Here is a 22,504-nt window from a genome sequence, read left to right on the forward strand (position 1 = left end):
CAACTACGGTCGAAACGCGGGCAAATGACATGGCAGTGGCCAGCGAGGAAGTCTTTGCGGCGCGCCTCGGAGCAGGACCGCGCGGCACTCTCCGCGCCCTCGCCCTCGGGCCCCGGGTATACCCCCGGGGCCCGAGGTCACGCGTCCCGCCCGTCAGTCGGCGAGCGGCAGGTAGACCCGGTTGCCCGAGGCGGCGAACTCCTTGGACTTCGCCAGCATGCCCTCCTCGATCTCCCGCTCGGAAGCCGAAGGGGCGAGGTCCGGCGCGAACTGTTCGGTGATGCTTCGGCTGATCTTCATCGAGCAGAACTTCGGCCCGCACATCGAGCAGAAGTGCGCCGTCTTCGCCGGCTCCGCCGGCAACGTCGCGTCGTGGAACTCCCGCGCGGTGTCCGGGTCGAGCGCCAGGTTGAACTGGTCCTCCCACCGGAACTCGAACCGCGCGTCGGAGAGCGCGTCGTCCCAGTCCTGCGCCCCGGGATGCCCCTTGGCCAGGTCCGCCGCGTGGGCCGCGATCTTGTAGGTGATCACACCGGTCTTGACGTCGTCCCGGTCCGGCAGGCCGAGATGCTCCTTGGGCGTGACGTAGCAGAGCATCGCCGTCCCCCACCAGGCGATCATCGCCGCACCGATGCCCGAGGTGATGTGGTCGTAGGCCGGGGCGACGTCCGTGGTCAGCGGGCCGAGCGTGTAGAACGGCGCCTCCTCGCAGATCTCCTGCTGGAGGTCGATGTTCTCCTTGATCTTGTGCATCGGGACGTGGCCGGGTCCCTCGATCATGGTCTGCACCCCGTGCCGCTTGGCGATCGCGTTCAGCTCTCCGAGGGTCCGCAGCTCGGCGAACTGCGCCTCGTCGTTGGCGTCCGCGATGGAGCCGGGCCGCAGCCCGTCCCCGAGGGAGTAGGTGACGTCGTAGGCGGCGAGCAGGTCGCAGAGTTCCTCGAAGTTCTCGTAGAGGAAGGACTCCTTGTGGTGCGCGAGGCACCAGGCCGCCATGATCGAGCCGCCGCGCGAGACGATGCCGGTCTTGCGGCGCGCGGTCAGCGGCACGTAGGGGAGCCGGACACCGGCGTGCACCGTCATGTAGTCGACGCCCTGCTCGGCCTGTTCGACGACCGTGTCCCGGTAGATCTCCCAGGTCAGTTCCTCCGCACGGCCGTCGACCTTCTCCAGGGCCTGATAGAGCGGCACCGTTCCGATCGGGACCGGCGAGTTGCGCAGCACCCACTCGCGGGTGGTGTGGATGTTCCGCCCGGTCGACAGGTCCATGACCGTGTCGGCTCCCCACCGGGTGGCCCAGGTCATCTTGTCCACCTCCTCCTCGATCGAGGAGGTGACGGCGGAGTTCCCGATGTTGGCGTTCACCTTCACCAGGAAACGCTTGCCGATGATCATCGGCTCGATCTCCGGGTGGTTGACGTTGGCCGGCAGCACCGCGCGGCCCGCGGCGATCTCCTCCCGGACGACCTCCGGCGCCACGTTCTCGCGCAGCGCGACGTACTCCATCTCCGGGGTCGTCTCGCCCCGGCGGGCGTACGCGAGCTGCGTCACGGGCCGGCCGTCCCGGCTGCGGCGCGGCCTGCGGGGGCGCCCCGGGAAGACCGCGTCCAGATTCCGCAGGCCGCCGCGCGGTGACGTGTGCTTGATCCCGTCGTCCTCGGGCCGCGCGGGGCGGCCGTCGTACTCCTCGGTGTCCCCGCGGGCGGCGATCCAGTTCTCCCGCAGCGGCGCGAGTCCGCGGCGGACGTCGGTGGCCACGGACGGATCGGTGTACGGGCCGGACGTGTCGTACAGCGTCACGTCCCGGCCGTTGGTGAGATGAACGCGGCGGACCGGCACCCGGAGGTCCGGGCGCGATCCCTGGAGGTACCCCTTGTGCCAGCCGATGGCCGGCGGGTCCTGGACGTCTCCGTCCGGAGCGGGCTGCTTCGGTTCCGAGGCAGACGTGCGCGCATCCGTTGTGGTCATGAGACCTACTCCCTACGCCGGCATTACCCGGTAACAGGTTCAGCGGTCGGCGCAGCTCTTCCCGTACGGACGTACGGAGGTCAGCGCCCTCTCAGCCCGGTGCTCCGAGCTCCCGCGTGTACAAAGGCGACTCCACGCTAGCGTCCGTTCTGGCGTGCTGGCCAGAGGGAGCCCCTCGTTCTTGCGATGATCGCGGGGTGACGTCCCCTCAGAGCGAACCAGATCCGCACTCCTCCGGCCACGGACACAGCCACGGCCCGGCCGCACCCGTGTCCACACACCTGCGCAAGGTCATCGCGGCCGTACTGATCCCGTTCGCCGCGGCCGTCGTCGTCGGACTCGCGGTGCTCTGGCCGGGCGGGGCGCCCGCGCACGAGCGCACGGGGGTGGGTTTCGACCGGCAGACCGAGAGCGGCAGAGTCGTCCGGGTCGAACAGGTCGACTGTGCGGACGTCAACGCGGGCATGCCCGCCACCGGTGACACCTCGACCGCGTCGGGCGCCGAGGCGGTGCGGGAGGAGAAGGGCGTCTGCAAGAAGGCCACCGTCGAAGTGACCAGCGGCGACGACTCCGGCCGCGAGTTCACCGAGATCGTGCAGCCCGACTCACCGCGCCAGTTGCGCGAGGGCCAGGGCGTGGTGGTGGCTTACGCGCCGGACGCACCGCACGACCTGCAGTACTCGGTCTCGGACATCGACCGGCAGGTCCCGATGGCCCTGCTGGCCGGGATCTTCGCGCTCGCCGTCGTCGTCGTGGGACGGATGCGCGGGGTGATGGCCCTGGTCGCGCTGGCGGTCTCCTTCGGCGTGCTGACCCTGTTCATCCTGCCGGCGATCCTGCAGGGGTCGAACCCGCTGGTCGTGGCGATCGTCGGGGCGAGCGCCATCATGCTGATCGCGCTCTACACCTGCCACGGACTCACGGCGCGTACCTCGGTCGCCGTCATCGGGACACTGATCTCCCTGCTGCTGATCGGTCTCCTGGGTTCCCTGTTCATCGGCTGGGCCAGCCTGTCCGGCAACACCGACGACAACACCGGCCTCATCCACGGGCTGTATCCGGACATCGACATGAGCGGCCTGCTGCTGGCGAGCGTCATCATCGGTTCGCTCGGCGTACTCGACGATGTGACGGTCACTCAGACGTCGGCCGTGTGGGAGCTGCACCAGGCGAACCCCACCATGGGTGCCCGGGGGCTGTACCGGGCCGGGATCCGGATCGGCCGTGACCACATCGCGTCGGTCGTCAACACCCTGGTCCTCGCCTACGCGGGTGCCGCGCTGCCACTGCTGCTGCTCTTCTCGATCGCCCAGAGCAGCGTGGGAACGGTGGCCAACAGCGAGCTGGTGGCGGCCGAGATCGTCCGGACGCTGGTCGGCTCGATCGGTCTGGTCGCCTCGGTGCCGGTGACCACGGCACTCGCCGCTCTGGTCGTTTCCTCGGACCGCACAGGGCTCGGCGCGGAAGCCGGAGCTCCTGCACCCGTACGGACCGGGAAGGGCCGCCGCCGCAAGGCGTGAGCAACCTGCCCGCGGTCAGCCCGCGTTCTGCTCCTCGGTGAGGATCCGCCCCAGCGCCTCCTCGAGGTTTCCGTCGAAGTCACCCTGCGTGTGCTCCTGCCCCAGGGGCACCAGCTTGTCCGTGCGGTCGAGGAAGGCCACGAGGGGTGCCGTACCCGCCCTGAACAGGGCGCGGTCCGCGCCGACCTGCAACCTGATGTGCACGTCGCCGAGCCCTTCGGCGTCCGTCGGGGCGATGTGCACATCACCGTCCCCGCTGGGGCTGTTGAGGCCGTCGAGCAGGAGCTCACGGCCGAAGGCCCAGGTGACAGGCGCGTCTCCCGGCAGATGGAAGGTCATGCGGATCGCATACGGATCGCTCACCTCGTACCGGAGCTCCACCGGAATACGGAAGGAGAGCTCCTCGGAGACGAGGAAGCTCATCATGACCTCTGCTTGAACCGACTCGCGCATCGTCCAACCCCGCAGTAGATGAATCTGGCCAGGAATGATCCCCCATGGCCCTATTGACGCCATCGTGGTGCACGCGATAGCAGATCACAAGGAGTGATTTTTCAGATACTGATAGAGAACATGAACGAACGCAAGAGGCTCGACACTTCACGCTGTAGCTGTTCGACTGCACAGTGCAACTGATCTTGTTGGTCCAGGGGGAGAGAAATGGCCATCGCCGCTACGGCGGCCCCGGCGGAGACGGGAATGGCGGCGCAGACGGTCCCCTGGGCGTACTCCTGTCGTTCGATGACAGGTTTCATCTGTTCCATCGAACGCAAGCGAGCAAGAAATGCCTGACGATCTCGCACGGAGTAGCGGGTGAGGGGCCGAACGGGGTGGCGGTCGAGGTGATCGGCCCGCGCCCGCTCGTCCAGCTGGCCCAGCAGACACTGCCCGAGGGCGTGCGCGTGCCCGGTTTCCGGGAACGGCGCCCACTCGTCCACGGCGGGAGCCTCGGGGGTGTCGGCGACGGCGACCAGCTCGATCTCGCCCTCGCGGTAGACGGCGCAGTACACGGGAGCGCCGATGACGTCGCACCACCGCGTCAACGCGTCGTTGAGACGGCTGCGGCGGCTCTCCTCCACCGCACGCCCCGACATCCGCTCCGCCGCGGCGCCGAAGAGGAAGACGCCGTTCTCCCGGCGGAGGTATCCCTCGTGGGTGAGGGTACGCAACAGGTGGTAGGCGGTCGGAAGGGGGAGCCCCGCCTCCCTCGCCAGTTGCTTGGCCGGCGCACCGTCCCGATGGGTGCCCACAGCCTCCAGCAGTCTCAAGGCCCGCTGAACCGAACCGATCAACGTCGGTGCAGCGGTGGTCGATGCCGTGGTCACAGGTCACCCCCAGGCATGGTGACGGGCGGTCAGCCCTCCCGTGGGGGCCGCCCCCACGGGCGTGCCGCAGACCTGAGTGCGGAGACGAACCGTCGCGTCGAAACCATTGGTCAGGATGGTGACGGACAGTTACTTCTCAGGCGGCGGCAGCGGTGTGCCACTCTAGCCTCAGCGTTCATTCGGGGCTTGGTTTCTTGAGGGACTTAGCTCTGGTGGGCTAACCGCCGTATCTCTCCGTAATCACCAGCACCCTGCGGATCCCGGGGCCCGCGTCCTCGACCGGCCTGATCCGGCCACCTTGGGTGGCCGGAGGATTCCGGCCACCGCCGGCTACCGGTCGTGTCCGGACGAGGACGACAGGAAGGTGCGGACGACGAAGATCAGGCCGCCGACGAGTAGAACGAACAGCAGCACCTTGAAGAGCAGACCGATCACGAAGCCCACCACGCTGGCGATCAGCCCGCCGAACACGACGAGCGCGATGACCGGCACCGCGATCCACTTCACCCACCAGGGCATTCCCGCGAATATCTCCCGGACCGCCATCGTCTCTACCTCGTCTCTCCGAAGATCTCTGTCCTCTCCGATGCTAGAGGTGCGAGCACGCCGTCAGGGGCCTGCGGACCCCCGGACTCCCCTGAACTCCCGGCGCGCGAACCCCTAAGGGTGCCGGCCTTCGTTCCGGGTCCGGGTCCACGGCGCGGGACGCCCCGGAGGGCGGGCCCGTCGGGCGCGGGAAGGCAGGCCGGTCACAGGTCCGCCGGACACGGGCAGGCCGGGCACGGGCGGGCCCGTCGGGCGCGGCGAGCCCGCTGCGGGCCCGTCGGGCGCGGGGTCGACAGCGGGAGGCGCCCCCGCCGGGTCTCAGCCCTCCGGCGGCGAGAAGACCACCATCACCCGCAGGTCCTCGGTGATGTGGTGGAACTTGTGCGGGACGCCCGCCGGCACGTAGACGACACTTCCCCGGCCCACCTGGGTCGTCTCCGCGCCCACCGTGATCGACGCCCGGCCGCTCACCACCAGGTAGACCTCGTCCTGCCCGTGCGGCTGCTGCGGATCCAGCTCCCCCGCGTTCAGCGCGTAGAGCCCGACGGACATGTTCCGTTCCCGGACGAACTGGAGGTAGGCGCCCTGGTTCGCCGCCCGCTCCGCTTCCAGCTCGTCCAGTCTGAATGCCTTCATCAGCCGCGCGCCCCTCGTGCTCCGCTGCCGGTGTCCACCACCGATCCTGTCTGCCACGATCAGACACATGAAGAATTTCGTAGTCAAGACGATCGCCAACGCGGGCGCTCTGGCCGTCGCCGTCTGGCTGATCCAGGACATCACGCTGGAAGGGGGCAGCACCGGCCGCAAGGCGCTCACCCTGATCGTGGTGGCCCTGCTCTTCGGCCTGGTGAACCTGGTGGTCAAGCCGGTCGTCCAGCTGCTGACCCTGCCGCTCTTCATCCTCACGCTGGGGCTGATCACCCTGGTCGTCAACGCCCTGATGCTGCTGCTGACCTCGTGGCTCGCGGGACTCCTCGACCTCAGTTTCCACGTCGAGGGATTCTGGACCGCGGTGCTCGGCGGCCTGATCATCGCCGTCGTCTCCTGGGCGCTGAACGTCATCCTCCCCGACGAGGACTGACCCGGCGGCGCCTGAGAAGGTGCACGCAGGACACCGGCGCACGGCCCGGGAGACGAGCGAGGAGCACGACATGAGCAGCATCGGCGACGGAACGCGGGCGGTACGTGCCGGTCTTCCTGCCCCCGAGCAGTACGAACCCACCCTCCCCGGGCCCGTGTTCGCCGCACACTTCCACCTGTCCGGCGAGCCCGTCGGCCCGTACACCTACGGCCGCGAGACCAACCCCACCTGGACCCACCTGGAACGGGCCATCGGCGAGCTGGAAGCACCGGGGGAGGACGTGGTCACCACGGTCTTCGCGTCCGGAATGGCGGCGATCTCCGCGGTGCTGCTCTCCCAGGCGCGCGCGGGCGACACCGTGGTCCTGCCGGACGACGGCTACCAGGCGCTGCCCCTGGTGCGCGAGCAGTTGGAGGCGTACGGCGTCGAGGTCCGGACGGCACCCACCGGTGGCGACGCGCAACTGGCTGCCCTGGAGGGGGCCAAGCTGCTGTGGATCGAGACCCCGTCCAACCCTGGCCTGGACGTCTGCGACGTACGACGGCTGGTCGAGGCGGCACACGCCGCCGGCACTCTGGTCGCCGTCGACAACACGCTGGCCACGCCCATCGGACAGCGCCCGCTGGAGCTGGGAGCGGACTTCTCGGTGGCCAGCGACACCAAGGGCATGACCGGCCACGGCGACATCCTGCTCGGTCACGTGACCTGCCGGGACCCGCGACTGGCCGAGGGCGTCCGGCGCTGGCGGAAGGTCGTCGGCGCGATCCCCGGCCCGATGGAGGCCTGGCTCGCCCACCGCTCGCTCGCCACCCTGCAACTGCGGATCGACCGGCAGTGTGCCAACGCGCTGGTCCTCGCCGAGGCGCTGGCCGGGCGCCCCGAGGTCACCGGCCTGCGCTACCCGGGACTCGCCACTGATCCGTCCCACGCCCTGGCCCGGCAGCAGATGCGCCGGTTCGGCCAGGTGGTGTCCTTCGTGCTGCCGGACAAGGACACTGCCGAGCGCTTCCTCGGTGAACTGCGGCTGGTCGACGACGCCACCAGTTTCGGCGGGGTGCGGTCGACCGCCGAGCGGCGTGGCCGGTGGGGCGGCGACGCCGTGCCGGAGGGCTTCGTCCGTTTCTCGGTCGGAGCGGAGGACCCCGAGGACCTGCTGGCCGACGTGACCCGTGCCCTGGACGCGGCGACGCGCCCGTAGGGATTCGGCCCCCGCGCGGTGAACGTCAAAGCGGCTGCGGGACCGGTGCGCGCCCACCGGTCCCGTGGCCGACGGCCGGGCAGGAGTTTCGGAAGCCTCCCCGCGGGCCACTCTCTAGCCATGACCGAACGTCCTGTGGTCAAGCGCACCGCACGCGCCGTCCTGCTCGACGGCGACGACCTGATCCTGATCAAGCGGACGAAGCCCGGCGTCGATCCGTACTGGGTGACCCCCGGTGGCGGAGTCGAGCCGGAGGACGCCACCGTCATCGAGGCGCTGCACCGCGAGGTCGACGAGGAGCTCGGAGCCAAGATCATCGACGTGGTGCCGTGCTTCGTCGACACCGTCGAACACATCGCGGACGGTGGCGTGACGGGCGTCAAGGTCCAGCACTTCTTCGTCTGCCGACTGGCCTCTATGGACCCCGGCCGGCGTCACGGCCCCGAAGTCGACGCCCCGTGCGGGGAGTACGAGATCGTCCGGGTGCCCTTCAGCCGGGTGGGGATCGCCGCGGTCCACCTGGTCCCGCTGTCGCTGCGCCACTACCTCGACGGCAACATCGAGGGTGTACGGGCGATGCACGCGCCCGATCTCGGCTGAGGTCCACCGGCCCCCGGGCGCGGGTGCCGGCTGCCCGGCGCGTTCCATGTGCCCTCTCGCTCCACCGTCGAGGGCGCATGGAGAGGGTGCCGGTGGGTGCTGCGTGCCGGTCCCCCGGCGGTTCACACCGGTGCGGGGCCGACCAGTTCCTCCCCGGCGTCGCGCCGGATGCGCTCGGGCTGGATTCCTGCGTTCCGCCCCACCCGGACCCCGGTGCGGACCATGCCGGGCGGCCCCGCGAGACAGGCCTCGATCTCCGCCCACGGCCCACGCGCGGTCACGGCGCCCGCCCACCGCGCCAGCCGCGCTGGCCGCTTCCGTCCGCCGCGCGACCGGGCCACCGGGGCCGGTAGTGGCGGCCTGTGCGGGCCGGCAGCACCGGATGGACGGTACAAGCCGGTCGTAGATCTGCCGGAGCCGCAGCAGGGTGCTCAGCTCGTACAGGTCGTCCCGGTCCCGCGCTCCGTAGAACACCTCGACCCGGCGACGGTCGCCGTGCTCGGCGATGTCCTTGACGAACCGGGACTCGGCGTCCGCCCGAACGGGACGACGTCAGCGCGGAGGCCGGACGCTCCGGAGGAGCGCGTACCGGGTGTTTCACGTGAAACAGACCGCCGGCGGAGAAGACGTTCCGTCGCGTGATCCCCGCCCCGTGTGCCGACCATTCCTCCGGACCGGGTGAATGGGGTGGACGTGCCGTCATCGACTCGGCGAACATGGATCGATGCCACCTCCCTCGCCGCGATCGCTGCCTGAATCACCCATCCGGCTGCTGTCCCGGAGCGACCTGCGGGCGTGCGCGGATCTCTCCGAAGACCGCGGATGGCCGCGCGACGAACACCGCTGGGGTCTCCTGCTCAGCGCAGGCACGGCTTACGGCATCGAGTCCCCCGAGGATGAGGGCATTCTCGCGGCGTGCGTGGTGACTTCCTACGGGCTCGACCTGGCAGCGATCGGCATGATGCTCGTCGCCGCCCGTCACGCCCGGCAGGGACTGGGCATGCGGCTGATGCGCCATGTCATCGAGAGCCACGGGTCCTCACCGCTCTCCCTGTACGCGACCGCCGAAGGCCGCCCGCTGTACGGCACTCTCGGATTCCGGCCCGTGGGGACGGTCGAGAGGCTGGTGGGTCACCTTCGGCCCGGCCATGTACCGGATGGCCGCCGGGAGCCGGCGCCTTCCGGCGTCCTCACCCGGCCGGCCCGCGCTGCGGACCTGCGCGCGATCGTCGACCTGGACAGGAAGGCATTCGGCGCGGACCGCGACCACGTCCTTGCCCGGCTACCGGCCTTCTCGGACCGCTTCGTGGTCGCCGAGGCGATGGGGGAGCTGGTCGGATACGCGGCGCTCTGGCCGAGCGAGGAGACACATGTACTGGGCCCTCTGATCGCGCAGCAGACCTCGATCGCGCAACTGCTGGTCACCTCTCTCGCCGCGGCGACCGACCGGCCCTTGCGGGTGGAGATCGACGATCACCACCAAGAGCTCCTCGGTTGGCTCCGGGAGAACGGCCTGCAAGCGGCCTCCACCACCACGCTGATGGTGCGAGGCTGCGCCGAGCTTCCCGGCGACCGAGCGATCCGGTTCGCGCCGCTCACCGTCGCCACCGGCTAGACGCCGCGTGGTCGCCGGGCGATCCATGAGCCCACGACCGGACGATTGCACGCAGAGATAGATTGCACACGCCGACTATTGCGTTTGTCCTCTACCCTGAAGAGCAAGACGCTCCCGACGGAGGAGAGACCATGACCGCGACCGATCCCGCCCTGACGGCCCTCGCCCAGAGCTGGTGCGCCCTCTCCCTGCTCCACGGCAGGATCGAGGCGCACATCGAACGGGCACTGCAGGCCGGACACGACCTCAGCGTGCGCGAGTACTCGCTGCTCGACGTCCTGAGCCGTCAGCACAGCGGCACCGGTGGTCACCTTCAGATGAAGCAGGTCGCCGACGCCGTCGTCCTCAGTCAGAGCGCCACCACGCGCCTGGTCACCCGGCTCGAAGACCGCGGCCTGCTGACCCGGTATCTGTGCGACACGGACCGCCGCGGCATCTACACCGATGTGACGGAAGCGGGACTCACCCTGCTGGAAGCGGCGCGGCCGACCAACGACGGAGCCCTGCGCGCCGCGCTGGACGACGCCGCCCGCAACCCCGAGCTGGCCCCTCTTGTGCGCGCTGTGGAAGAACTGAAGGTTCCCGTGTGACCCGGGCGGGCTGCGTAGGGTGCCGATCATGAACGATCTACTGATACGGCCCGCAGACCTCTCTGACGTCCCGGCCATCGTGGCCATGCTGGCCGACGACCCGCTTGGAGCCTCGCGAGAATCCACCGAGGACCTCGCCCCGTACGAAAAGGCCTTCCACCGACTCGCGGACGACCCGAACCAGCATGTGATCGTCGCGGAATCCGAGGGCCGCGTCGTGGGGACCGCCCAGCTCACCATCATCCCCGGACTGTCGCGGCGTGGCGCCACCCGCGCCGTCATCGAAGCCGTCCGCGTCCACCGTGACGTACGCGGCAACGGTCTGGGCACCAGGCTGATCCAGTGGGCGCTGGACGAGTCCCGCCGCCAGGACTGCACCCTGGTGCAACTGACCTCCGACACGTCCCGCACCAACGCGCACCGTTTCTACGAGCGGCTCGGCTTCGTTTCGAGCCACGTGGGATTCAAGCTGTCGCTCTGACTCACGCCCCGGCGGATGCGTCCGGCTGGTGTTTCACGTGAAACACCAGCCGTGCCCTCGCGTCCGGTCTCTCGCCACTCACCGGCCCAGCCCCTGCCAACCGCCCTCGGGCACTCCACCGGGAACCGCCGATCCGGGGTCGTACGGAGTCCGGGTGAAGGCGAAGGACGCCAGGTCGAGATGGTCTACCGTGCCGTCCGCGCGGCGCACCACACGCAGCGTCTCCCCCGCGTAGTACCCGTCGAGCCCCTGCCAGCTACCGTCCGGCCGTGCGCGAAAGGCGGCGCCTCGCCCTCCCGCGCGCACCGGCCGCAGCTCCAGGCCGCCGTCGGCGGTCAGCCGCAGGAGGAACGCCTGCGTCCCCCAGTGCCAGAGCCCGGTCAGCGCCAGCAGCGCCTCGTCCACCTCGGGTGCCGGACGCCACGGCTCCGGCATGCGCGGCTCCGCCTCCGCCACGATGCGCACGAGGTCCGCGGTGATCTCCGCGATCGGCGGCCCCGAGGTCGCATTGGCCAGAGCGACGGCGGCCACATCGTCCTCGGCACTGATCCAGAGGCACGCGAGGAAGCCCGGCAGGGATCCGGTATGGCCGAAGTACGTCCGGTCGTTCCGGTGCACGATCTGCAGACCGAGGCCGTACGTGGCGGACCAGTCGCCCACCTCGGCCGGCACGCTCGGTACACGCATCTCCTGCACCGTGGACTTCTGAAGCACCCGGCTGTCGCCCTCCACCAGAAAGCCCGCGAAGGCGAGGAGGTCGTTCGTCGTCGACCACAACTGTCCGGCAGGCTCCATGAGACCGAGATCCTCACTCGGCTCCGGCAGCATCACATCGGCCCACGGGTGCACCGCCCAGCCGCCCGCGTGGGGCGGCTCGGGCCGGGTGGTGGTCCGGTCGAGCCCCAGAGGTTCGAGAACCTCCCGGCGCAGCGCGTCTTCCCAGCGCATGCCCCGCACCGCTTCGACCAGCGAACCCAGCAGGGTGTATCCGACGTTGGAGTAGTGGTACCGATGGCCGGCCGGGTGGACCACCGGTTCCTCGCCGAGGACTTCCGCCAGCGTGGGCCGGAGGGTTCCCGGCGTCCGTTCCCACCAGGGGGCGGGGGTCTCGGCGGCCAGCCCTCCTCCGTGGGAGAGCAACTGGAAGACGGTCGCACCGCCCGCCCCGGTGCCGGGGAGGTACGTCTCCACCGGCGCGTCCAGGTCGATCAGCCCTTCGTCCCGCAGCCGCAGCACGAGGACAGCCGTGAAGGTCTTGGTGAGCGATCCGATCCTGTACTGCGTGTCCGCGTCGGGCACTTCGCCCTCCACGCAGGTGCGGACTCCGGACCACGCCATCTCACCGCCCCGGCGCACCGCGGCGGTGAACGACGGCGTGCGCCCCTCGCTCTGTGCGCGGGCCAGCCGGTGCAGCAGGGCCCGTCGTGTGGTCGGAAGCAGTTCTTCGCGGTGTGACGTCATGGTCAATCGGTATCCCTCCGGTTCCGCCGCCCGCCACCGAGTATCACCGTCCGCCCCACGGGCGTCGCGCGGCAGTCCGGCGGACGCAGAGGTCCGACGGCCCCACATGCGGTGGAGCGCCGGCTGCGGAACGCCGACGGGGCCGAGCGGGAAGGGTGCGGCGGAGCGACGGCGCGTCGGCGGATCCCGGTCCGACGAAGGTCTCGGCCCCGCGCTGATCGCATCTTCCCCCCACGCCGGCGCGGCCCTGCGGGTGGAACCGTCAGGTCTGCGCCATGTCGACGAAGCGGGAGTAGTGGCCCTGGAAGGCGACCGTGATGGTGGCCGTGGGGCCGTTACGGTGCTTGGCCACGATCAGGTCGGCCTCCCCGGCCCGCGGGGACTCCTTCTCGTACGCGTCCTCGCGGTGCAGCAGGATCACCATGTCGGCGTCCTGCTCGATGGAACCGGACTCGCGGAGGTCGCTGACCATCGGCTTCTTGTCGGTGCGCTGTTCGGGACCGCGGTTCAGCTGCGAGAGCGCGATGACGGGGAGTTCGAGCTCCTTGGCGAGGAGCTTGAGGTTTCGGGACATGTCCGAGACCTCCTGCTGGCGGCTCTCCGCCCGCTTGGAGCCACCCGACTGCATCAGCTGGAGGTAGTCGATGACCACCAGTTTCAGGTCGTTGCGCTGTTTCAGCCGACGGCACTTCGCCCGGATCTCCATCATGGAGAGGTTCGGCGAGTCGTCGATGTAGAGCGGAGCGGCCGAGACGTCCGGCATTCTTCGGGCCAGCCGGGTCCAGTCGTCGTCGGTCATGGTGCCGGACCGCATGTGGTGCAGGGCCACCCGAGCCTCCGCGGACAACAGGCGCATCGCGATCTCGTTGCGTCCCATTTCCAGGGAGAAGATCACGCTGGGGAGGTTGCCCTTGATCGAGCAGGCCCGTGCGAAGTCCAGGGCCAGCGTCGACTTACCCATGGCGGGGCGTGCGGCGATGACGATCATCTGGCCCGGATGCAGGCCGTTGGTCAGCGAGTCCAGGTCGGTGAAGCCCGTGGGGACCCCGGTCATCTCGCCGCTGCGCGAGCCGATCGCCTCGATCTCGTCGAGCGCGCCCTCCATGATGTCGCCGAGCGGCAGGTAGTCCTCACTCGTCCGCTGCTCGGTGACCGCGTAGATCTCCGCCTGGGCGGAGTTCACGATCTCGTCGACGTCCCCGTCGGCGGCATATCCCATCTGCGTGATCTTCGTACCGGCCTCGACGAGGCGCCGCAGCACCGCCCGCTCGTGGACGATCTCCGCGTAGTACGACGCGTTGGCGGCCGTCGGGACGGACTGGACCAGGGTGTGCAGGTACGGAGCGCCGCCGACTTTGGTGATCTCGCCGCGCCGGACCAGTTCCGCGGCGACCGTGATCGGGTCCGCCGGCTCGCCCTTGGCGTAGAGGTCGAGAATGGCGGTGTAGACCGTCTCGTGCGCCGGGCGGTAGAAGTCGTGGCCCTTGATGATCTCCACGACGTCCGCGATGGCGTCCTTGGACAGGAGCATGCCGCCGAGCACGGACTGTTCGGCGTCGAGGTCCTGCGGAGGGACACGCTCGAACGCGGGGGACCCGCCGTCCCAGCCTCCGTCCCGTCCGCGCTCGTGCTGGTCGTCGCGGCCGTTCCGGTCGCCCCTGCGCTGACGGGAGACGGGCAGACGGTCACTGGGACCGACGTCGGCCCAGGGCTCGTCCAAAGGCTCGGGAATGCTCACCGGGCCACCTCCTCCCGTCCGCATCGCGGACCTAGCCGTGCCACTCTTTCTTACGGCACGGCACCGACAAACAGGCCGCCCGACTCCGCTTCCGGCGCGTCGACGTATGTACGTTTTGTCCGCACGAAGACCGCGCTACCGGAGGGTGGGTGCCGGACCACGGTAGGCCCGTCCGCACCGTCAGCCAATCCGGTTATCCACAGGCCTTGTGGACGACTGACCAGATGCTGTGGAGAAGTCCTCGGAACCTGTGCACGGACCGGGGGACAGCACTGTGGACAAACTCATAGCACTGAGACCTGCACCCATCTGACCTGGCGTTTCTCCATCCACTGACTGTGGGAGAGAAAAACTTTCCCCTGAAGCCCAAGTTCTCCGGCGGCAGCACGCCCCACCCAGCACCAGACGCACATAAGTAAGGACCGCAAGCACATTGCATCTCTTACCTGTGGAAGATTAGATTGATCCCATGATCCAGGCCCCGGCGGACCGCCGCTCACCCCGCAGACGGCACGACCGAGAGATCGTCGCCCTGGCGGTCCCCGCCTTCGGCGCACTGGTCGCGGAACCCCTTTTCCTCATGGTCGACAGCGCCATCGTCGGCCATCTCGGGACACCACAGCTCGCCGGGCTCGGAGTGGCCGCGGCGTTGCTGACCACCGCGGTCAGCGTCTTCGTCTTCCTTGCCTACGCCACGACCGCCGCAGTCGCCCGCAGAGTCGGAGCGGGCGACCTCGGGGCCGCCATCCGCCAGGGCATGGACGGCATCTGGCTCGCGCTCTGCCTCGGCGTGATCGTCGTGGTCGCGGCGTTGGTCACCGCCCCCTGGGTCATCGACGCCTTCGGCACCTCCGCCACGGCGGCGCCTTACGCCACCACCTACCTGCGGATCTCTGCGTTCGGCATCCCTGCCATGCTGATCGTGCTCGCCGCGACCGGTGTGCTGCGTGGCCTCCAGGACACCCGCACACCGCTGTACGTCGCCATCGGCGGCTTCACCGCCAACGCCGCACTCAACGCGGGCCTCGTCTACGGCGCCGGCCTCGGGATCGCCGGATCGGCGTGGGGAACCGTGATCGCCCAGGTCGGCATGGCGGCGGCCTATCTGGTGGTGGTCGTCCGCGGGGCTCGCCGCCATGGAGCCTCCCTCCGACCGGACCTGGCAGGCATCCGGGCGTGCGCGCAGGCGGGGGTCCCCCTTCTGATCCGCACTCTCTCGCTCCGCGCCGTACTCATGATCGCCACCGCTGTCGCCGCGCGACTGGGCGACGTGGACATCGCTGCCCACCAGATCATCCTGTCGCTCTGGAACCTGACCGCGTTCGCGCTCGACGCCATTGCCATCGCCGGCCAGGCCATCATCGGCCGCTATCTCGGCGCGGGTGACACGAAGGGCGCCCGGGAGGCCTGTCGTCGGATGGTCGAGTGGGGCATCGCGGCGGGCGTAGGGCTCGGCGGGCTGATCGTTCTGGCCCGTCCGGTGTTCATCCCCCTCTTCACCGATGACCCGTCCGTCCGGGGCACCCTCCTGCCGGCCCTCTTGGTCGTCGCGCTCTCACAGCCGATCGCCGGAGTGGTCTTCGTCCTCGACGGAGTTCTCATGGGGGCGGGAGACGGCCGCTACCTGGCCGTCGCGATGCTCATCACCCTCGCGGTCTTCGCTCCGATCGCCCTGCTCATCCCGTCCTGGGGCGGTGGGCTGACTGCGTTGTGGTGGGCGATGACGCTCATGATGACCGTTCGTCTGATCACCCTCTGGGTGAGGGCCCGTTCGGGGCGCTGGGTGGTCATCGGCGCCACGCGCTGACGGCTCACTCACGTTTCACGTGAAACAACCTGAAACGCGCCAGTCCACCTGTTTCACGTGAAACAACGAAGAACGGCAAAGGGCCGCACCCTCCTGGGTACGGCCCTTCACTGTGCTCCGAAGAGCAGCGAACTCAGGCGGTGACGACCTCGACGCCGAGGTTGGCAGCAACCTCGGGGTGCAGGCGCACCGAAACCTGGTGTCCGCCGAGCGTCTTGATCGGCGAACCGAGCTCGACACGGCGCTTGTCGACGTCCGGACCACCGGCGGCCTTGATCGCCGAAGCGATGTCGGCCGGGGTGACGGAACCGAAGAGCCGGCCGGCGTCGCCGGAGCGAACAGCCAGACGGACCTTCACGGACTCGAGCTTGGCCTTGATCTCGTTGGCCTGCTCGATCGTCGAGATCTCGTGGATCTTGCGGGCGCGGCGGATCTGCGCCACGTCCTTCTCGCCACCCTTGGTCCAGCGAATGGCGAAGCCACGCGGAACCAGGTAGTTGCGGGCGTACCCGTCCTTGACGTCGACGACGTCGCCGGCGGCACCGAGGCCACTGACCTCGTGGGTGAGGATGATCTTCATGTCTGCGTCACCCTTCCCTTATCGCGCGGTGGACGTGTAGGGCAGCAGCGCCATCTCACGGCTGTTCTTGACTGCCGTGGCGACGTCACGCTGGTGCTGCGTGCAGTTGCCGGTGACGCGGCGGGCACGGATCTTGCCACGGTCGGAAATGAACTTCCGCAGCATGTTCGTGTCCTTGTAGTCCACGTACTGGGTCTTGTCCTTGCAGAACGCGCAGACCTTCTTCTTAGGCTTGCGCACAGGCGGCTTCGCCATGGTGTTTCTCCTGTGTGATCAAGAAGTGGGGGTACGAGCTTCCTTAGAAGGGAGGCTCGTCCGAGTAGCCGCCGCCGGAGCCGCCCGAGCCGCCGGAGCTTCCGCCCCAGCCACCCTGACCACCCTGGCCACCGCCCGACTGACCGCCGGCCGGAGCGCCGCTGGCCCACGGGTCGTCGGCGGGAGCGCCGCCGCCGCCCTGCTGGCCACCGCCACCGGGACCGCCGCCCCAGTTGCCGCCGCCCTGCTGGCCACCGCCGTATCCGCCGCCACCGCCCTGGCCGCCGCGACCCGTGGTCTTGGTGACCTTGGCCGTGGCGCTCTTGAGGCTGGGACCGACTTCTTCGACGTCCAGCTCGTAGACCGTGCGCTTGACGCCCTCACGGTCTTCGTAGGACCGCTGCTTCAGCCGGCCCTGCACGACGACGCGCATGCCTCGCTGGAGCGACTCCGCGACGTTCTCCGCCGCCTGACGCCAGACCGAGCAGGTGAGGAACAGGCCTTCGCCGTCCTTCCACTCATTGGTCTGCCGGTCGAAGATGCGGGGTGTGGACGCGACACGGAACTTCGCGACCGCCGCACCGGACGGGGTGAAGCGCAGCTCGGGGTCGTCGACGAGATTGCCGACGACCGTGATGACGGTCTCGCCTGCCATGGGTGAACCTCTCGGCGGGGATTGCTCTTGGCTGCTTGCTACTCGAACCCGATGACCACTGAGCTAAAAAGCTCAGTGGACCTCGGGACGGAGGACCTTGGTCCGGAGGACCGACTCGTTCAGGTTCATCTGGCGGTCGAGCTCCTTGACGACCGCAGGCTCGGCCTGCAGGTCGATGACCGAGTAGATGCCCTCGGGCTTCTTCTTGATCTCGTAAGCGAGACGACGACGGCCCCAGGTGTCGACCTTCTCGACCTTTCCGCTGCCCTCACGGACGACGGAGAGGAAGTTCTCGATCAGCGGGGAGACTGCGCGCTCCTCGAGATCGGGGTCGAGGATGACCATCACCTCGTAGTGACGCATGTGGAACCCACCTCCTTTGGACTCAGCGGCCACGGTCGTTCCGTGGCAGGAGGGTCATGATGCGTACGCATCGATGTCCGCGAGCAGAACAGACGGCACTGACAGAGCCTCGTCGGAGAGGACCGGCAGGCCGGCTCAGGACAGACACCGGTGCAGACCGTACAGACTACCTGCCGGAGGCCCTCCGGTTGAAATCCGGGGCCAAGGATGCGCAATCTGTACATATCGAGTGTGAGCGGCGTCTCACGGTGCCGCCCTTCGGCCAGGAGGTCCTCATGGCTCACGCAGTAGGCACGCGCGTACACGGATCGCGTCCCCGCCCGCCCGTCTCCCTGCTCGCCACGGACGGCAAGCCGCACCCGCTCCAAGAGACCCTGCTGTGGGTGACCGCGGTCCTGGGCGTCCTCGCCTTCGTCACGGCGATGTTCCACCACCTCCACCTGATCAGCTCCTGGGCGGGCTTGGTCGGCATCCTGACCGGGGTCTACGGCCAGTACATCTCCGTGACCACCCGCGAACGGTTCGCCCTGATCATGGGGCTCGGCTCCTCCGCTCTCGGATTCTTCCTGGGCATGGCCCACGGCGGTCTGTTCGGCGGTGTGATCGGCGGCTGACCCCGCTCCACCCCCTGTGGGCGGGCCCGGCCGGGCCCGCCCACAGCGCTGCGCTCCACCCCCGCAGGAGTCCCCGGGGGCCAGGTGCCGTACGGGCCCGGTCGCCCGCCCGCCGGTCACAGTAGGCTTCGGCGCGAGAGCCGGAGCCCCTGACCGATGGGGACACACCTGCCGAGGAGCGCCCCGCATGAGCCTGACCCTGAGGACCATCAGCCGCGAGCAGCATCTGGCGTACATCCAGAGTCTGCCGTCGGCCAGTCACTGCCAGGTCCCCGCATGGGCCGAGGTGAAGACCGAATGGCGCTCGGAGAATCTGGGCTGGTTCGACAAGAACGGTCAGATCGTCGGCGCCGGTCTCGTGCTGTACCGCCAGCTTCCCAAGATCAAGCGGTACCTCGCCTACCTGCCCGAGGGCCCGGTCATCAACTGGTACGCCCCGAACCTGGACGAGTGGCTGCAGCCGATGCTCGCCCACCTCAAGCAGCAGGGCGCCTTCTCCGTGAAGATGGGCCCGCCTGTGGTCATCCGCCGCTGGGACTCCGCGGCCATCAAGTCCGGCATCCAGGACCCCGACGTGAAGCGCCTGCGGGACGTCGAGGCGACCCACATCGAGCCGCGCGCCTTCGAGGTCTCGGACCGCCTGCGCAAGATGGGCTGGCAGCAGGGCGAGGACGGCGGCGCCGGCTTCGGCGACGTGCAGCCGCGGTACGTGTTCCAGGTCCCGCTCGCCAACCGCTCCCTCGAGGACGTGCTCAAGGGCTTCAACCAGCTCTGGCGCCGCAACATCAAGAAGGCCGACAAGGCCGGTGTGGAGGTCGTCCAGGGCAGCTACGAGGACCTCGCCGAGTGGCAGCGGCTCTACGAGATCACCGCCGTCCGCGACCACTTCCGGCCGCGCCCGCTCTCGTACTTCCAGCGCATGTGGACCGTCCTCAACGCCGAGGACCCCAATCGCATGCGGCTCTACTTCGCCCGGCACAACGGCGTCAACCTGTCCGCGGCGACCATGCTCGTCGTCGGCGGCCACGTCTGGTACTCCTACGGCGCCTCCGACAACATCGGCCGCGAGGTCAGGCCGTCGAACGCCATGCAGTGGCGCATGCTCCGCGACGCGTACGCCATGGGTGCCACCGTCTACGACCTGCGCGGCATCAGCGACTCCCTCGACGAGACCGACCACCTCTTCGGTCTGATCCAGTTCAAGGTGGGCACGGGCGGGGAAGCCGTCGAATACGTCGGCGAGTGGGACTTCCCGCTCAACAAGCTGCTCCACAAGGCTCTCGACATCTACATGTCGCGCCGCTGAGCCGACGGGCGCGGGTGACGACCACCGGCGCCGTTCGCTTCAATGGACCCATCCGCACGCTCCGTACTCCTCCGACACACCGCAGCCGAAGAAAGGTCCCGGGCCGGCCATGGCGCTCTCCCTCTACGTCGACACCGCGCGCTGGCGGGCGCACCAGAAGTCCGTGATCGACCAGTTCCCCGATCTGGTGCCGGTCTGCAAGGGCAACGGCTACGGCTTCGGTCACGAGCGGCTGGCCGACGAGGCGATCCGCTTCGGCTCGGACATGCTGGCCGTCGGCACCACCTACGAAGCCGCGCGCATCAAGGACTGGTTCAGCGGGGACCTGCTGGTCCTCACGCCGTTCCGGCGCGGCGAGGAGCCGGTGCCGCTGCCCGACCGGGTGGTCCGCTCGGTGTCCTCCGTGGACGGCGTGCACGGGCTCGTGGGCGCCCGCGTGGTCATCGAGTGCATGAGCTCGATGAAGCGCCACGGCGTGAAGGAGGAGGAGCTGGGGCTGCTGCACGCGGCGATCGAGGACGTACGCCTCGAAGGCTTCGCGCTGCACCTGCCGCTGGACCGCACCGACGGCTCCGACGCGGTCGAGGAGGTCATCGCCTGGATGGACCGCCTGCGCGCCGCCCGCCTGCCGCTGCACACCATGTTCGTCAGTCACCTCAAGAGCGAGGAACTGGCCCGGCTGCGCCAGCAGTTCCCGCAGACCCGCTTCCGGGCCCGGGTCGGAACGCGGCTCTGGCTGGGCGACCACGAGGCGACCGAGTACCGGGGATCCGTCCTCGACGTCACCCCCGTCGTCAAGGGCGACCGCTTCGGCTACCGCCAGGGCAGGGCGGCGTCCGACGGCTGGCTGGTGGTCGTCGCCGGCGGCACCTCGCACGGTGTGGGGCTGGAGGCGCCCAAGGCGTTGCACGGCGTGATGCCGCGTGCCAAGGGGGTCGCCCGGGCCGGGCTGGCCACGGTCAACCGGAACCTCTCGCCGTTCGTCTGGGCGGGCAAGCAGCGCTGGTTCGCGGAGCCGCCGCACATGCAGGTGTCCATCCTGTTCGTTCCGTCCGACGCGCAGGAGCCTCGGGTCGGCGACGAACTGGTGGCGCACCTGCGCCACACCACCACGCAGTTCGACCGGCTCGTCGACAACTGAGCCGTCCACCGCACAGCGACGGGGCCGGGACCTTCGTGGTCCCGGCCTCCGCTCATTCCGTCACCGTGCTCCCGGCGCCCCACTCGACGCGTGGTCCACGGACCGCTTCGGTCCCGAGGGACCGCGCCCGGCGCTCGGAACTCCCGAGGACGAACACGTCGGCAGCGCCGTCGAGCGGCCCGCCCGACGGATCGTCCGACCCGTCGGTGCGCACCCCGTCCCGTTCCGGCATCACGATGTCCCGCACCACCACCGCCACGAGGTACAGCGTGCCCAGCAGGTGCAGCACGATGGCGAGCTGGTAGCCGTCCTGCGGCAGGCCCTGGTGCTTGTCGCCACTGGTGGTGTAGGCGAGGTACTGCCAGATGCCGAGGAAGTACATGACCTCGCAGGCCTGCCAGATCAGGAAGTCGCGCCAGCGCGGCCGGGCCAGGGCGGCCAGCGGGATCAGCCAGAGGACGTACTGCGGCGAGTACACCTTGTTGGTCAGGATGAACGCAGCCACCACGAGGAACGCGAGCTGGGCGAAGCGGGGACGGCGGGGCGCGGCCAGGGCCAGGCCCGCGATGCAGGCGCAGAAGACGACCATGAGCAGCACGGAGGCCGTGTTCACGGTCTCGACCTCGATGGGCTTGCCGGTGCGCTGCGTGATGACGAGCCAGAAGGATCCGAAGTCGATCGAGCGTTCCTGGCTGAACGTGTAGAACTTCTTCCATCCCTCGGGGGCGGCCAGCATCACCGGCAGGTTGACCAGGAGCCAGGCCGCCGCCGCTCCCAGCGTCGCCATGAGGAACGCGCGCCACTTGCCCGCCCGCCAGCACAGCACCAGCAAGGGCCCGAGGAGCAGTACCGGATACAGCTTCGCCGCCGTGGCGAGGCCGATCAGAACGCCGAAGGCGAGCCCACGGCCGCGTGACCACATCAGCATCGCGGCCGCGGTCAGGGCGACGGCCAGCAGATCCCAGTTGATGGTGGCGGTGAGGGCGAGGGCCGGCGCGAGGGCGACCAGCAGCGCGTCCCAGGGGCGGCGCCGGTGGGTGCGGGCCGTACAGACCGCGACGACCACGGCGCAGATCATCAGCATGCCCGCGTTGACCAGCCAGTACATCTGCTCGCGCTGCTGGATCGGATCGGAGTCCGGGGTCAGCGTCAGCCAGGAGGCCACCTGCATGAACAGGCCGGTGAGCACGGGGTACTCGAGATAGGACATGTCGCCGCCGAGGCGGTCGAAATAGGGGACGAGCCCGTCCGAGAAGCCGCGGCCGACGAAGAGGTGCGGGATGTCGGAGTAGCAGGCGTGGGTGTACTGGGAGCTGGCGCCGCGGAACCAGGCCCAGTTGTAGCAGGGGAGCTTCTGCACCATGCCGAGTGCGAACACCCCGATGGCGACCAGCGCGACGGTGCGCACGGCGGTCAGCGGGCCGCCCCCGAGCCGTGCGAACCGTCCCACCGGCCCGCCGATCAGCTCGCTTCCCGCCGCGGCGATCTCGTCCTGCCGCGTGGGCCGGACGACGGTCTCCTGATCCACGCTGGTCTCTTCTGCGCTTGGCATGCCGCACATCCTGCCGTACGGCTCTGTGCGGCGGGCGTGGGACGGGCCGCCGGGAACGACGGAGCCGCCGCGCTCCGGGGGAGTGCGGCGGCTCGGTCAGCGGGTCCG

24 protein-coding genes and 1 riboswitch are annotated in these 22,504 nt (G+C 69.4%); of the genes, 11 read left to right on the forward strand and 13 right to left on the reverse strand.

The window, feature by feature from the left end; all coding sequences use genetic code 11:
- Positions 1–153: 153 nt before the first annotated feature.
- A complete protein-coding gene (thiC, locus tag Q0994_RS05035) occupies positions 154–1,968 on the reverse strand; it encodes a phosphomethylpyrimidine synthase ThiC (RefSeq protein ID WP_299529488.1) in 1,815 nt (604 codons plus the stop codon).
- A riboswitch (TPP riboswitch) is annotated at positions 1,961–2,094 on the reverse strand. It overlaps the preceding gene by 8 nt.
- A gap of 71 nt (positions 2,095–2,165) precedes the next feature.
- On the opposite strand from thiC, the gene Q0994_RS05040 reads away from it, so the two are divergent.
- Positions 2,166–3,488 (forward strand): YibE/F family protein, encoded by a 1,323-nt coding sequence (locus Q0994_RS05040; protein ID WP_299529490.1) that lies wholly within the window; start codon positions 2,166–2,168, stop codon positions 3,486–3,488.
- Between the two features lie 15 nt (positions 3,489–3,503).
- On the opposite strand, the gene Q0994_RS05045 is transcribed toward Q0994_RS05040, so the two are convergent.
- The 4 genes from Q0994_RS05045 to Q0994_RS05060 all read right to left on the reverse strand — a co-directional run bounded on the left by Q0994_RS05045 (position 3,504) and on the right by Q0994_RS05060 (position 5,995).
- Positions 3,504–3,941 carry an SsgA family sporulation/cell division regulator gene (locus tag Q0994_RS05045; protein ID WP_299529492.1) on the reverse strand — a complete coding sequence of 146 codons (438 nt, stop codon included), beginning with the start codon at positions 3,939–3,941 and terminating at the stop codon, positions 3,504–3,506.
- 101 nt (positions 3,942–4,042) lie between these two features.
- A complete protein-coding gene (locus Q0994_RS05050; RefSeq protein WP_299529494.1) occupies positions 4,043–4,813 on the reverse strand; it encodes an IclR family transcriptional regulator in 771 nt (256 codons plus the stop codon).
- Positions 4,814–5,143: 330 nt separating this feature from the next.
- A complete protein-coding gene (locus Q0994_RS05055; RefSeq protein ID WP_299529496.1) occupies positions 5,144–5,359 on the reverse strand; it encodes a DUF5326 family protein in 216 nt (71 codons plus the stop codon).
- A 318-nt stretch (positions 5,360–5,677) separates the two neighbouring features.
- Positions 5,678–5,995 carry a cupin domain-containing protein gene (locus Q0994_RS05060; protein WP_299529498.1) on the reverse strand — a complete coding sequence of 106 codons (318 nt, stop codon included), beginning with the start codon at positions 5,993–5,995 and terminating at the stop codon, positions 5,678–5,680.
- A gap of 67 nt (positions 5,996–6,062) precedes the next feature.
- Here Q0994_RS05060 and Q0994_RS05065 point away from each other — a divergent pair, with 67 nt between their 5' ends.
- From Q0994_RS05065 to Q0994_RS05075, 3 genes are all read left to right on the forward strand, one after another.
- Entirely contained in the window at positions 6,063–6,440 is a 378-nt protein-coding gene (locus Q0994_RS05065; protein ID WP_299529500.1) for a phage holin family protein, read from the forward strand.
- Positions 6,441–6,510: 70 nt separating this feature from the next.
- Complete coding sequence (locus tag Q0994_RS05070; RefSeq protein ID WP_299529502.1) at positions 6,511–7,638, forward strand: cystathionine gamma-lyase; 1,128 nt, start codon at positions 6,511–6,513, stop codon at positions 7,636–7,638.
- A gap of 120 nt (positions 7,639–7,758) precedes the next feature.
- A complete protein-coding gene (locus tag Q0994_RS05075; protein WP_299529504.1) occupies positions 7,759–8,238 on the forward strand; it encodes an NUDIX domain-containing protein in 480 nt (159 codons plus the stop codon).
- 122 nt (positions 8,239–8,360) lie between these two features.
- Here Q0994_RS05075 and Q0994_RS05080 read toward each other — a convergent pair whose 3' ends face one another.
- Positions 8,361–8,519: a hypothetical protein gene (locus Q0994_RS05080; protein ID WP_299529506.1), complete on the reverse strand. Its 159-nt coding sequence runs from the start codon at positions 8,517–8,519 to the stop codon at positions 8,361–8,363.
- A 443-nt stretch (positions 8,520–8,962) separates the two neighbouring features.
- On the opposite strand from Q0994_RS05080, the gene Q0994_RS05090 reads away from it, so the two are divergent.
- From Q0994_RS05090 to Q0994_RS05100, 3 genes are all read left to right on the forward strand, one after another.
- Entirely contained in the window at positions 8,963–9,853 is an 891-nt protein-coding gene (locus Q0994_RS05090) for a GNAT family N-acetyltransferase (RefSeq protein ID WP_299529508.1), read from the forward strand.
- A 131-nt stretch (positions 9,854–9,984) separates the two neighbouring features.
- The gene (locus tag Q0994_RS05095) at positions 9,985–10,443 is read left to right on the forward strand and encodes a MarR family winged helix-turn-helix transcriptional regulator (protein ID WP_299529510.1); all 459 of its coding nucleotides are present in this window, start codon (positions 9,985–9,987) and stop codon (positions 10,441–10,443) included.
- 28 nt (positions 10,444–10,471) lie between these two features.
- Positions 10,472–10,924, forward strand: a complete 453-nt coding sequence (locus Q0994_RS05100) for a GNAT family N-acetyltransferase (protein ID WP_299529512.1) — start codon at positions 10,472–10,474, stop codon at positions 10,922–10,924.
- Between the two features lie 78 nt (positions 10,925–11,002).
- On the opposite strand, the gene Q0994_RS05105 is transcribed toward Q0994_RS05100, so the two are convergent.
- Both Q0994_RS05105 and dnaB read right to left on the reverse strand, forming a co-directional pair.
- Positions 11,003–12,385: a serine hydrolase gene (locus Q0994_RS05105; protein WP_299529514.1), complete on the reverse strand. Its 1,383-nt coding sequence runs from the start codon at positions 12,383–12,385 to the stop codon at positions 11,003–11,005.
- 262 nt (positions 12,386–12,647) lie between these two features.
- A complete protein-coding gene (dnaB, locus tag Q0994_RS05110; protein ID WP_299529516.1) occupies positions 12,648–14,123 on the reverse strand; it encodes a replicative DNA helicase in 1,476 nt (491 codons plus the stop codon).
- 469 nt (positions 14,124–14,592) lie between these two features.
- Between dnaB and Q0994_RS05115 the strand changes: the two genes are divergently transcribed.
- Entirely contained in the window at positions 14,593–15,930 is a 1,338-nt protein-coding gene (locus Q0994_RS05115) for an MATE family efflux transporter (protein WP_299529518.1), read from the forward strand.
- Positions 15,931–16,063: 133 nt separating this feature from the next.
- On the opposite strand, the gene rplI is transcribed toward Q0994_RS05115, so the two are convergent.
- From rplI to rpsF, 4 genes are all read right to left on the reverse strand, one after another.
- Complete coding sequence (gene rplI / locus Q0994_RS05120; protein WP_299529520.1) at positions 16,064–16,510, reverse strand: 50S ribosomal protein L9; 447 nt, start codon at positions 16,508–16,510, stop codon at positions 16,064–16,066.
- 18 nt (positions 16,511–16,528) lie between these two features.
- Positions 16,529–16,765 (reverse strand): 30S ribosomal protein S18, encoded by a 237-nt coding sequence (gene rpsR / locus Q0994_RS05125; protein WP_003967857.1) that lies wholly within the window; start codon positions 16,763–16,765, stop codon positions 16,529–16,531.
- A 43-nt stretch (positions 16,766–16,808) separates the two neighbouring features.
- Positions 16,809–17,420: a single-stranded DNA-binding protein gene (locus tag Q0994_RS05130; protein WP_299529587.1), complete on the reverse strand. Its 612-nt coding sequence runs from the start codon at positions 17,418–17,420 to the stop codon at positions 16,809–16,811.
- 72 nt (positions 17,421–17,492) lie between these two features.
- Positions 17,493–17,783, reverse strand: coding sequence for a 30S ribosomal protein S6 (rpsF, locus tag Q0994_RS05135; protein ID WP_283898122.1), 291 nt, complete (start codon positions 17,781–17,783; stop codon positions 17,493–17,495).
- A 275-nt stretch (positions 17,784–18,058) separates the two neighbouring features.
- Here rpsF and Q0994_RS05140 point away from each other — a divergent pair, with 275 nt between their 5' ends.
- The 3 genes from Q0994_RS05140 (at position 18,059) to Q0994_RS05150 (ending at position 20,844) form a co-directional block, all read left to right on the forward strand.
- The gene (locus tag Q0994_RS05140) at positions 18,059–18,397 is read left to right on the forward strand and encodes a hypothetical protein (protein ID WP_299529593.1); all 339 of its coding nucleotides are present in this window, start codon (positions 18,059–18,061) and stop codon (positions 18,395–18,397) included.
- Positions 18,398–18,584: 187 nt separating this feature from the next.
- Positions 18,585–19,703 carry a peptidoglycan bridge formation glycyltransferase FemA/FemB family protein gene (locus Q0994_RS05145; RefSeq protein WP_299529595.1) on the forward strand — a complete coding sequence of 373 codons (1,119 nt, stop codon included), beginning with the start codon at positions 18,585–18,587 and terminating at the stop codon, positions 19,701–19,703.
- A 109-nt stretch (positions 19,704–19,812) separates the two neighbouring features.
- On the forward strand, positions 19,813–20,844 hold the full coding sequence (locus Q0994_RS05150) for an alanine racemase (protein ID WP_299529597.1): 1,032 nt from the start codon (positions 19,813–19,815) through the stop codon (positions 20,842–20,844).
- A 52-nt stretch (positions 20,845–20,896) separates the two neighbouring features.
- Here Q0994_RS05150 and Q0994_RS05155 read toward each other — a convergent pair whose 3' ends face one another.
- A complete protein-coding gene (locus Q0994_RS05155) occupies positions 20,897–22,405 on the reverse strand; it encodes a glycosyltransferase family 87 protein (protein ID WP_299529599.1) in 1,509 nt (502 codons plus the stop codon).
- Positions 22,406–22,504 lie beyond the last annotated feature (99 nt).

Origin of the sequence: uncultured Streptomyces sp., assembly GCF_947488945.1 — a bacterium.
Lineage (GTDB): Bacteria > Actinomycetota > Actinomycetes > Streptomycetales > Streptomycetaceae > Streptomyces.

What these genes read in the sequence shown, in the direction of transcription:
- thiC (WP_299529488.1), bottom strand. Translation starts at nt 1,968, where the DNA reads ATGACCACAACGGATGCGCGCACGTCTGCCTCGGAACCGAAGCAGCCC.
- Q0994_RS05045 (WP_299529492.1), bottom strand. Translation starts at nt 3,941, where the DNA reads ATGCGCGAGTCGGTTCAAGCAGAGGTCATGATGAGCTTCCTCGTCTCC.
- Q0994_RS05055 (WP_299529496.1), bottom strand. Translation starts at nt 5,359, where the DNA reads ATGGCGGTCCGGGAGATATTCGCGGGAATGCCCTGGTGGGTGAAGTGG.
- Q0994_RS05060 (WP_299529498.1), bottom strand. Translation starts at nt 5,995, where the DNA reads ATGAAGGCATTCAGACTGGACGAGCTGGAAGCGGAGCGGGCGGCGAAC.
- Q0994_RS05065 (WP_299529500.1), top strand. Translation starts at nt 6,063, where the DNA reads ATGAAGAATTTCGTAGTCAAGACGATCGCCAACGCGGGCGCTCTGGCC.
- Q0994_RS05070 (WP_299529502.1), top strand. Translation starts at nt 6,511, where the DNA reads ATGAGCAGCATCGGCGACGGAACGCGGGCGGTACGTGCCGGTCTTCCT.
- Q0994_RS05075 (WP_299529504.1), top strand. Translation starts at nt 7,759, where the DNA reads ATGACCGAACGTCCTGTGGTCAAGCGCACCGCACGCGCCGTCCTGCTC.
- Q0994_RS05090 (WP_299529508.1), top strand. Translation starts at nt 8,963, where the DNA reads ATGCCACCTCCCTCGCCGCGATCGCTGCCTGAATCACCCATCCGGCTG.
- Q0994_RS05095 (WP_299529510.1), top strand. Translation starts at nt 9,985, where the DNA reads ATGACCGCGACCGATCCCGCCCTGACGGCCCTCGCCCAGAGCTGGTGC.
- Q0994_RS05100 (WP_299529512.1), top strand. Translation starts at nt 10,472, where the DNA reads ATGAACGATCTACTGATACGGCCCGCAGACCTCTCTGACGTCCCGGCC.
- Q0994_RS05105 (WP_299529514.1), bottom strand. Translation starts at nt 12,385, where the DNA reads ATGACGTCACACCGCGAAGAACTGCTTCCGACCACACGACGGGCCCTG.
- Q0994_RS05115 (WP_299529518.1), top strand. Translation starts at nt 14,593, where the DNA reads ATGATCCAGGCCCCGGCGGACCGCCGCTCACCCCGCAGACGGCACGAC.
- rplI (WP_299529520.1), bottom strand. Translation starts at nt 16,510, where the DNA reads ATGAAGATCATCCTCACCCACGAGGTCAGTGGCCTCGGTGCCGCCGGC.
- rpsR (WP_003967857.1), bottom strand. Translation starts at nt 16,765, where the DNA reads ATGGCGAAGCCGCCTGTGCGCAAGCCTAAGAAGAAGGTCTGCGCGTTC.
- Q0994_RS05130 (WP_299529587.1), bottom strand. Translation starts at nt 17,420, where the DNA reads ATGGCAGGCGAGACCGTCATCACGGTCGTCGGCAATCTCGTCGACGAC.
- rpsF (WP_283898122.1), bottom strand. Translation starts at nt 17,783, where the DNA reads ATGCGTCACTACGAGGTGATGGTCATCCTCGACCCCGATCTCGAGGAG.
- Q0994_RS05140 (WP_299529593.1), top strand. Translation starts at nt 18,059, where the DNA reads ATGGCTCACGCAGTAGGCACGCGCGTACACGGATCGCGTCCCCGCCCG.
- Q0994_RS05145 (WP_299529595.1), top strand. Translation starts at nt 18,585, where the DNA reads ATGAGCCTGACCCTGAGGACCATCAGCCGCGAGCAGCATCTGGCGTAC.
- Q0994_RS05150 (WP_299529597.1), top strand. Translation starts at nt 19,813, where the DNA reads ATGGCGCTCTCCCTCTACGTCGACACCGCGCGCTGGCGGGCGCACCAG.
- Q0994_RS05155 (WP_299529599.1), bottom strand. Translation starts at nt 22,405, where the DNA reads ATGTGCGGCATGCCAAGCGCAGAAGAGACCAGCGTGGATCAGGAGACC.